5 protein-coding genes and 2 pseudogenes are annotated in these 8,701 nt (G+C 43.6%); 5 read left to right on the top strand and 2 right to left on the bottom strand.

What is annotated here, in order from left to right; all coding sequences use genetic code 11:
* Window positions 1–118: 118 nt before the first annotated feature.
* From ACERC6_RS09815 to ACERC6_RS09795, 5 genes and pseudogenes are all read left to right on the top strand, one after another.
* Window positions 119–469: pseudogene (locus tag ACERC6_RS09815) on the top strand (aminotransferase class I/II-fold pyridoxal phosphate-dependent enzyme); the annotation flags it as partial.
* Window positions 470–680: 211 nt separating this feature from the next.
* A complete protein-coding gene (locus tag ACERC6_RS09810) occupies window positions 681–2,501 on the top strand; it encodes a transferrin-binding protein-like solute binding protein (RefSeq protein ID WP_373628884.1) in 1,821 nt (606 codons plus the stop codon).
* 126 nt (window positions 2,502–2,627) lie between these two features.
* A complete protein-coding gene (locus ACERC6_RS09805) occupies window positions 2,628–5,450 on the top strand; it encodes a lactoferrin/transferrin family TonB-dependent receptor (RefSeq protein WP_373628883.1) in 2,823 nt (940 codons plus the stop codon).
* A 284-nt stretch (window positions 5,451–5,734) separates the two neighbouring features.
* On the top strand, window positions 5,735–6,493 hold the full coding sequence (locus tag ACERC6_RS09800; RefSeq protein ID WP_373628882.1) for a hypothetical protein: 759 nt from the start codon (window positions 5,735–5,737) through the stop codon (window positions 6,491–6,493).
* Window positions 6,494–6,610: 117 nt separating this feature from the next.
* On the top strand, window positions 6,611–6,748 hold the full coding sequence (locus tag ACERC6_RS09795) for a hypothetical protein (RefSeq protein ID WP_373628881.1): 138 nt from the start codon (window positions 6,611–6,613) through the stop codon (window positions 6,746–6,748).
* Here the strand turns inward: ACERC6_RS09795 and ACERC6_RS09790 are convergent.
* Together ACERC6_RS09790 and ACERC6_RS09785 are read right to left on the bottom strand one after the other, a co-directional pair.
* A pseudogene (locus ACERC6_RS09790) lies at window positions 6,728–7,915 on the bottom strand (phage tail tape measure protein). The gene ACERC6_RS09795 and the pseudogene ACERC6_RS09790 overlap by 21 nt on opposite strands.
* Window positions 7,860–8,369 (bottom strand): hypothetical protein, encoded by a 510-nt coding sequence (locus ACERC6_RS09785; RefSeq protein WP_373628880.1) that lies wholly within the window; start codon window positions 8,367–8,369, stop codon window positions 7,860–7,862. The pseudogene ACERC6_RS09790 and the gene ACERC6_RS09785 overlap by 56 nt, the downstream one beginning before the upstream one ends.
* Window positions 8,370–8,701: the final 332 nt, after the last annotated feature.

The following is an 8,701-nucleotide window of genomic DNA, read 5'->3' as shown; positions in this document are numbered from 1 at the left end:
TTTAAGGGTGTTTGAGGTAAAATTTATAATAACTTAGCAAATGGGTGGAAAGTTTTTAACCCTTATGAGGTAAGGCTTACAAGGCTTTTTTTGAATAACTTAGCAGACTTAGCAGACTTTTGGGGGTCTAAATGAAAATGATGTGGTGCTACTGCACCCATGTTGCCACAACCCAACAGGTGTGGATCTGACCAATGAGCAGTGGGATACTGTACTCGACATCATCAAAGATAAAAAACTCATTGCCTTTATGGATATTGCCCATCAGGGCTTTGATGATGACATGGATGCAGATGCTTATGCCATTCGTCGTGCTGTTGAGATGGATTTGCCGATTTTTGTATCAAATTCATTCTCAAAAAACCTTTCTCTCTACGGTGAGCGTGTTGGCGGTTTGTCGGTGGTTACACCGTCCGCAGATGAAGCTGAGCGAGTGCTTGGTCAGTTAAAATTTACGGTACGCCGCATCAGGGCGAAATTTTATCATATCGCTTGAGATGAAGTACTGATAAGGGATTGGATAATTTACTGATTGGTCATTTATCCTTTACTATCAACTCAAAGAAATAAAATAATATTTCTTTTATATTGACATCATATTAGATGTTATTTATAATTATCAATATTTCTCAAATGATACTGATTTTTATTTTAATATTGCAAATCATTATGGATATTGTATGAAATTTTACACAAAAAAACCACTTGCCATTATTGTTGGTGGCTTATTATTGACTGCTTGTGCTGGCGGAAAAGGCAGCTTTGACCTAGATAATGTCAGTAGTTTAAACACGCAAGGAGCCAGCCAGAACACTGGCAACTCCAATACTCCCAAAGAACCGACTTATCAAGATGAAAAAGGTGAAAGACGCACATTGGATATAAGTAGTGAGGAGCCAGCACTCGGCTTTATCAGCGAAATACCCAGACGAGGCAACAGAACAGATGGTGTTCAAATCGGTGAAGTCCAAGCCATCAATCATACGCTTGAGGATTTGCCCAAATATTATGAAGACATCTTAAACAAGCAACCTAGGGCAAGTGGTGAGGTTGTCTATTCTCATGACAAAGGGACATTATCACGCACTCGTGATATGCAATATGTACGCTCAGGTTATATCATTGATGCTGAGGCGGGGGTGAGCTTTGTAACAGAAGCAGATGGCAAGCGTCAGATGTATTCAGGCTCTCGTGGTTATGTATTTTATCAAGGCGTCATACCATCCACCATCTTACCAACCCAAAAGGTCATCTATACTGGCACATGGGACTTTACTTCAGATACTGATAAAACTCGCACCCAGCCCCCAAGTGGCTTTACACGGGATAATCAGTCATCACCTGCCAATATGTCAGGTGCAACACCGCTTGATGCTTATGTCAATAACAACATCAAAAATGCCAAGATTGCTCATGGAAGTCGCTTTGAGGTAGACTTTACAAATAAGACGCTCACAGGCGATTTATACAGTCATGGCTATGTCGCTACCGAAAGCAAAGCAGGAGAGCAGGTAGATGCCCACCGCTATCATATAGACGGCAAATTAAGTGGCAATCGTTTTGTGGGCACTGCCATTGCTCAAGATAAAACTCATGGTATTTTTGGTAAAGATGGTGTGATGGAGGGTGGATTTTTTGGAGAAAAAGCCGAAGAAATGGCAGGTAAATTTTTGGCAGAGGATAAGTCGCTGTTTGGGGTGTTTGGGGCAAAGCGTGAAGCGTTGGACGATGCCAAACTACAAACCCGATTTGATGCGACAGTGATTGACAGCGACACTGTACAAAAATCCAGGATGGATACTTTTGGTCAAGTCAGTCATCTTGTGATTAACGGCAAGCGTCTGCCACTCTTACCAGATAATGTTAAGAGCTTTGCTGACATGGATTTTGTTCATACAAGGCAAGTGGAGCATGACGGCAAAAAGCTGTCAGTAACGGTCTGCTGTAATAACCTAGACTATGTCAAATTCGGTTCTTATGGTGCAATCAATGATGATAATGGTGTCATCACCATTAAAGATGGCAAGCTATTTTTGGTGGGTGAGCGTACTGATATTGACAAAATTCCCCAAGCAGGAAAAGCACACTATCGGGGTACTTGGGAGGGCGATATCGTCAGTAAAGATGGTCGCAAATGGTCGGTGTCTGCTTCAGGTGAGCCATCGGGTGCTCGTAGCCGATTTGATGTAGATTTTGGCACAAAGGAATTTTTGGGTAAACTTATCGGCGATAATGGTGTGGAGGAATTGCCAATCCTAAACTTAAACGGGGTCATTAATGCTAATGGATTTAGTGGTAAAGCCACAACTCGTGAGGGTGGCTTTAATCTTGACCCAAGTAGTACGGGTGCCTCTGCCATTGCCCATATCAATGCTAATTTTTATGGAGGGTTTTATGGTGCTGATGCCAGCGAGCTTGGCGGAGTTATACACCATGATAAGGCAGGCGAGGATAAAATCGGTGTAGTCTTTGGGGCTAAGCGCCAAACCCAAACACCCTAATCTAAGATGATTTGTTTAGCCCAAATCAAGCAAAAAGACAGATAAGACAAATCCCAAATTTTAAGCAAAAAGTCGCCATCTGGGTGTCTTAGGGTGGCTTTTTGTCAAGTTTATGGAAAAATCACGATGAATCATAATGAGTTAAAAGTAAGATACCGCCTGCTATTTTTAGCGGTCAGTATGGCGATGTGTGGTACGCCCGCCTTTGCTGATGAAAACGATGACCCAAGTGTTGAGCTTGAGGCACTAAATGCGGTAATTAAGCGTCAAGCAACCCGTAAAACCAACGAAATTACAGGGCTTGGCAAAGTCGTCAAGCGCACTGAAGACATCAATAGAGAGATGGTTCTTGGCATTCGTGATTTGACACGCTATGACCCAGGTATCAGCGTGGTTGAGCAAGGGCGAGGAGCAACCTCAGGTTATGCTATGCGTGGCGTGGATAAAAATCGTGTTGCCATCGTGGTTGATGGTTTGTCTCAAGCCCAATCCTATCGCTCAATCCAAACACAGGCTGGCTCTGGGGCAATCAATGAGGTGGAATACGAGAACATCAAAAGTATTGAGCTTAGCAAAGGCTCAAGCTCAGCAGAGTATGGCAGTGGTGCATTGGGCGGTGCAGTGGGGCTGACCACCAAAGATTCATCTGATGTCATCAAGGAAGGTCAGAGTTGGGGATTGGACACTAAAACTGCCTACAGCAGTAAAAACGACCAATGGATACAGTCAGTGGCTGGGGCATTTAAGATGGGCAAATTTGATAACCTGCTTATCTATACCCACAAAGAGGGTAAAGAGATCAAAAGTCATAAAGCCATTGATGAGTATTTACACAGCTATCAGCCACTAGAAGGCTACTTTGATCGTTATGACTTGCGTAAGCCTGACACTTATGGCAGAAGTTATTATTTAGTCAAAGATGATTGTCCAACACTGGACTGCACACCTTTGCCATTTGCTAGTATTAACAGCGATGTCTTGCCCATTCGTACCTCGCCTGCCTTAAGCAGTAAAGAGCGGGAACAGGCAGACAAAATCCGCTATCCAACACGCACCGCCAGCACCAAAGACTATACAGGCATCGACAGAGTGCACGCCAATCCGATGGATTATAAAAGCCAATCCATTTTCTATAAGGCAGGTTATGATGTGAGTGATGTCCATCGTTTGGGCATGGTCATAGAGCATACCAAACAGCACTATAATATTCAGGACATGACCCTACCTGCTTATTACACCAAAGCAGACATCCCTAAAGGCGTAGATTTAACTCAAGGCAGTATCAATGCTGAGACGGGTCTTGCGGTGGGCAATTCTGGTATCGTTGATGTGGCGGACAATCCACTGTCAGGACTTGTATTTAATAAAGGAGAAAGTGGTAGATATGGTGCTAGATACAGTCGCACTCGATTTTTTGATGAAGAACACCAAAAAAAGCGCTTTGGTGTGTCGTATGAATTTAAGAGTCCCTCTCAAACAGGACTGATTGATAAAGCATTGCTTAGTCTAGACCATCAAACCATCGGCGTGGATAGCACGGTGTATTTACAGCGTTGCAGTGATTATCCCAATATGAGTCGCTGTCAGGCAAGTGTGGATAAGCCATGGTCATGGTCTGGACGTGAATTTAATCAATACGAAGAAAAACTCAAATTAGCTCAGCTTAATTTACAAAAGAACTTTGAACTTGGCACATCCAAACATCGCTTTCAGACACTGATTGGGATAGGCGATGTCAAATCCACACTAGAGCGTGGTGCTCTGGCATACAGCTATGCATCTGGCGGTTATAATAATGAATATAAGCAGGGTCATAATGGCAGTTATGACAAACCTCGCATTTATAAACGAGTGCCTGTAACCTTACAATCAGCCATTACTTGCAACAACGAAAGTACTGACAATAATAACTGTGAACCAAGAATCATCACAGGCAAGCACAGTTTTATGGCACTAAGAGACCACATTGCACTGGGTGATAAGGTGGATTTAGGGCTTGGGGTGCGTTATGATAATCACCGCTTTAGTACTGATGATGACTGGACGGCGGTGGATAATTATAAAAATTGGTCATACAATGCAGGGTTTACAGTACACCCCAAAGACTATTTGGCACTGTCTTATCGTTATTCTAACGGCTTTAGAGTGCCTGCCTTTTATGAGATGTATGGCATTCGGGTGGGTGCATCAGGCAAAGATAATGACATTGCTGACAAAGATTATAAAAATCGCATCGCCCCACGTCCAGAAAAATCCACCAACCATGAGTTTGGTGTTGGCTTACAAGGGCGATTTGGTACGATTGAGACGAGCTATTTTCGCAATCACTACAAAGACCTTATCGCCAAAGGCAACAGACGAGGTCAGTACACCTTGAGCGATTATTATAATATCCAAAACATCACTTTAGAGGGCATCAATGTTTTGGGTAAAATAGACTGGTATGGAGTCTATGACAAACTGCCAGACGGTCTGTATTCTAATCTGGCGTATAATCGTGTCAAGGTCAAAGACCGACATATCTACGATGGCTATACCATGACCACTGACCCGATTTTAGATGCCATTCAGCCATCTCGTGTGGTCGCAGGTATCGGCTATGATGCACCCAGTGGCAAATGGGGATTTAATCACAGCTTGACCTATTCTAAAGCCAAAAATCCTGATGAATTAACCGGCAGTGCCTACTATGGTCATGAGATTGCCATCGCTGTACCCAGTAAGCGTAGTCGCAGTTGGTACACACACGATTTAACTGGCTATTATATGCCTCATGACAACATCACACTAAGAGCAGGCGTGTATAATCTGATGAACTATAAATACAGTACTTGGGAGAGTGTGCGTCAATCATCCATCAATGCTGTCAATCAAGATGTCGGTACAAGTCATGCTCGCTACGCTGCCCCAGGGCGAAATTATACGCTGGCGTTGGAGATGAAGTTTTAGGTGTCGTTAGAATGTAGGCTTAATCCATCACATGATTGGGTTGAGCCTTATTTTTTGGCGATTTGACAGAGTTATGAGAAATTACCATGTATCAATGTATTATAAAAAATATGTCCGTGTCGCTGCTCATTGGTGCTGTGCTTTTGCCATTCATGCAGGCTCATGCCAATCGGATCGATGAACAAAGCTAAGATGACAGACGATTGTAATCTGTTGATCAGCCTTTTAAAATCCCTGAGCCTACCAAAACGCAATTACCCATCGATATCAAGCAGACAGAGACAATGACGGTGGATGATGAGATGCTGTTGGCACAGCCAGAGCTGTTAGCAAGGGCAATGTTATCGGCATTGGTGTATCATCAGAGTGATGGTGTAGAGATCTTATTGTCCATTTATGAGGCACAGCCACAAGCATTGATGGGGACACCGATAGTTACTTGGGCGAAAGCGACCATTGCCACGAAGCATCAAGATCACCGCACCGCTATTACCTTATATCAAAATCTGGTTAAAAATTATCCAGATAATCAGCTGTTTAAAGCACGCCTAGCCCAAAGCCTAATTGCCCATCGTCAATACAAGGAGGCATACACCATCATTGCAGCTGATCCTGTATTGGCTGAGCAGATGGCTCCTTATGCCAAAGCGATTGATAAGCTGACCAAGACGAATATTCATATTGGCGGTAGTGCTATTGTCGATAAAAATACCAACAAACCAGCCCAAGCAACACTTGCCCCTGTTGTTATCGCTGTCCAAGCGTTGCCTGCCCAGGCAGTAATGCCCGTCCAAAGATTACCAAACCAAGCGGTAAAGTCGCTCCAAATACCAACCAGCCATTGCCAAGCGGCTGTTGCACCATTTATGATACCTGTCCAAACACCACTTACCCAAACAGTAATACCCGTCCAAAGACCACCAAACCAAGCGGTAAAACCATTCCAAATACCGACAAGCCATTGCCAAGCAGCACTTGCCGCCTGTGTGATGCTCGTCCAGAATGCCACAAGCATTGGCTTAATAGTATCCCAATTCTTGTAAATCAGATAAGCCACACCAGCGATTGCCATCGCTACCAAAAGAATGGGATTAGCCATCATCATGCGACCTGCTATTAAAGCCACTCGTCCAATCATCATAAAGGCTTGACCGACTTTTATGCCTACACTGACAAGCGATGAACCAAATAGCCTTGCAAAAGTCATGATTTTGCCCAGTACAGACACAAAGCCAGTCGCCCCTGAACGAATCAATTTAAACCCACCTGTAAACAGACTAATGGCAGTGCGAGCTTGACGAGCAGACAACCCAAACAATCTCAAAGCGGAGACAGCTCCTACCCATCTGGAAAAGACGAATGGACGCATTAACCAGCCTAAAAGCACCTATAAAACGAGCTACTACCCCATACCCAGATAAAAGACCACCAAATAACAGATTAAAACCAAATCGAACCGCCAATGAGCCTGCTTTAAAGGCAAAAAGAGCAGCCACCACCTTAAATAGCGTGGCAACAAGTTCAGGATTGGCTTTAGCAAAGTCGATAACTGTTTCAATAGCAGGCTTTAGATCATCAATCAATCCATTTAACGCAGGCAACACCACTGAGCCAATGGTAATCCCCAGAGCGGTCATATGACCTTTGAGCGTCTGCAAATTATTAGCAGTGGTTTGGGCTCGTGCTTCGTATTCTTTATTCATCGAGCCTGCGTATTGCGTACTGTCGCTAACTTTGCCTAGATTGCCTTTGAGTGTATCAAGTTGCGATAGCAAAGGGGCGATAGCCAGTAAAGACTCGCTACCAAATAACGACTCAAGGACTTGCCCCTGTTCATGCTTTTCAAGTTTTGAGATAGATTCCAATACTTTGAGCGTTGTCTCCTCAGCATTGGTCTGCATATCTTTGGCGATTTACTCATGGTCAAGACCAAGTTTTTCCCATGCCTCCTTTTGTCCTTTGGTTGCATTCTCACCCTTACCAAGTGCCAAAAACATATTTTTGATGCCAGTAGCAGCAACTTCATCAGCCACCCCCATGCCACGAATGGTTGCACCAACAGCGGCAATCGCCCCTGCTGATGAACCAACAACCTCGCCAAACGCCCCCACTCGCTGAACGATTTCCATAATGCTTTTGGCAGCAGCAGGGGTGGTATTGCCAAGATAATTGATTTTGTCAGCAAGGGTTTCCACGCCTTTTTGGTCTAACTGGAAAGCGGAGCGAAGTTCCGCCATTGATTGACCTGCCTCTTGAGCGGAAATGTCAAACGCCACGCCCATTTTGACTGCACTGTCAGCAAATTGCATTAACTGCTCTTTGGCAATGCCTGATTGACCACCCAATGCCACAATGTTGGCAATGTCGGTGGCAGACATTGGGCGAATAGTAGATAGGTGTAGAATTTCGTCAGACAGTTCTTGAAATTGCTTTTTGGCAATGATAGGGTGTATTTTTAAATTCATCATTAAAAAGGTGTGAATATGTTGATAATAAAAACAAGCACGCAAACACCAGCCCCACCGCCGAGATATAGCCATCAACAAAGATAAGCACCAGCACCGACCGAACCGACAGCACCAGCACCGAACAGCAGGCGTGAACCGTGCGACCGTGCTGGCTGGTATGTGATGGGGTAGGTTTAAAGTGAAAAACCCTTGTCTTTAAAGACCGCCACCCTAATACTTTTTCCGTGTGGGCAAAATTCCATAGGGGGTATATCCACCACCGAAACCAGTCGGGGGGCGTGCAAAAAATACCAAACACCACACCAGCGGACACCACACCCCTATTCGTGTATAAAAAAATTCTGTTTTGAAAAAAAACTTCCGAAAAGATGGAGAAAGTGGGGGCTGTAACAAAGTTACATAAAGTTACATAAAACCGCCCTGCTTTTCGCCAATTTTCGCACACCTGCATGACATGGCAATAATAGGGCAAAATAGCAAAAAAACAGGGGTTATTTTGAAAAAAACTGGTATATTTACTGGTATAACTGAAATTTAATATAAAATAATTATTTAAATATCAATAATTTATGTGTTTTATGTGATGCCCGCTAGGTGCGCCATTTATCATTATAAAGTCAGTTGTATCTGCTTTATTAATAAAAAAATCACCTAACGATGAACCGCACCCCAAAAGTTAGACACTCTAACCTTTGGGGTGCTTTTCTATGGCAAAATACACAACCAACTTTAAGTTGTCTGCAATAGCATATTATCAGGGCAGACACAGCTACAAACAAACTG

Source organism: Moraxella sp. E33BD, from assembly GCF_041807865.1.
Taxonomy (GTDB): domain Bacteria; phylum Pseudomonadota; class Gammaproteobacteria; order Pseudomonadales; family Moraxellaceae; genus Moraxella; species Moraxella haemolytica.
The sequence above is the reverse complement of the archived record's forward strand: the minus strand, read 5'-3'. Positions and strand labels throughout refer to the sequence as shown.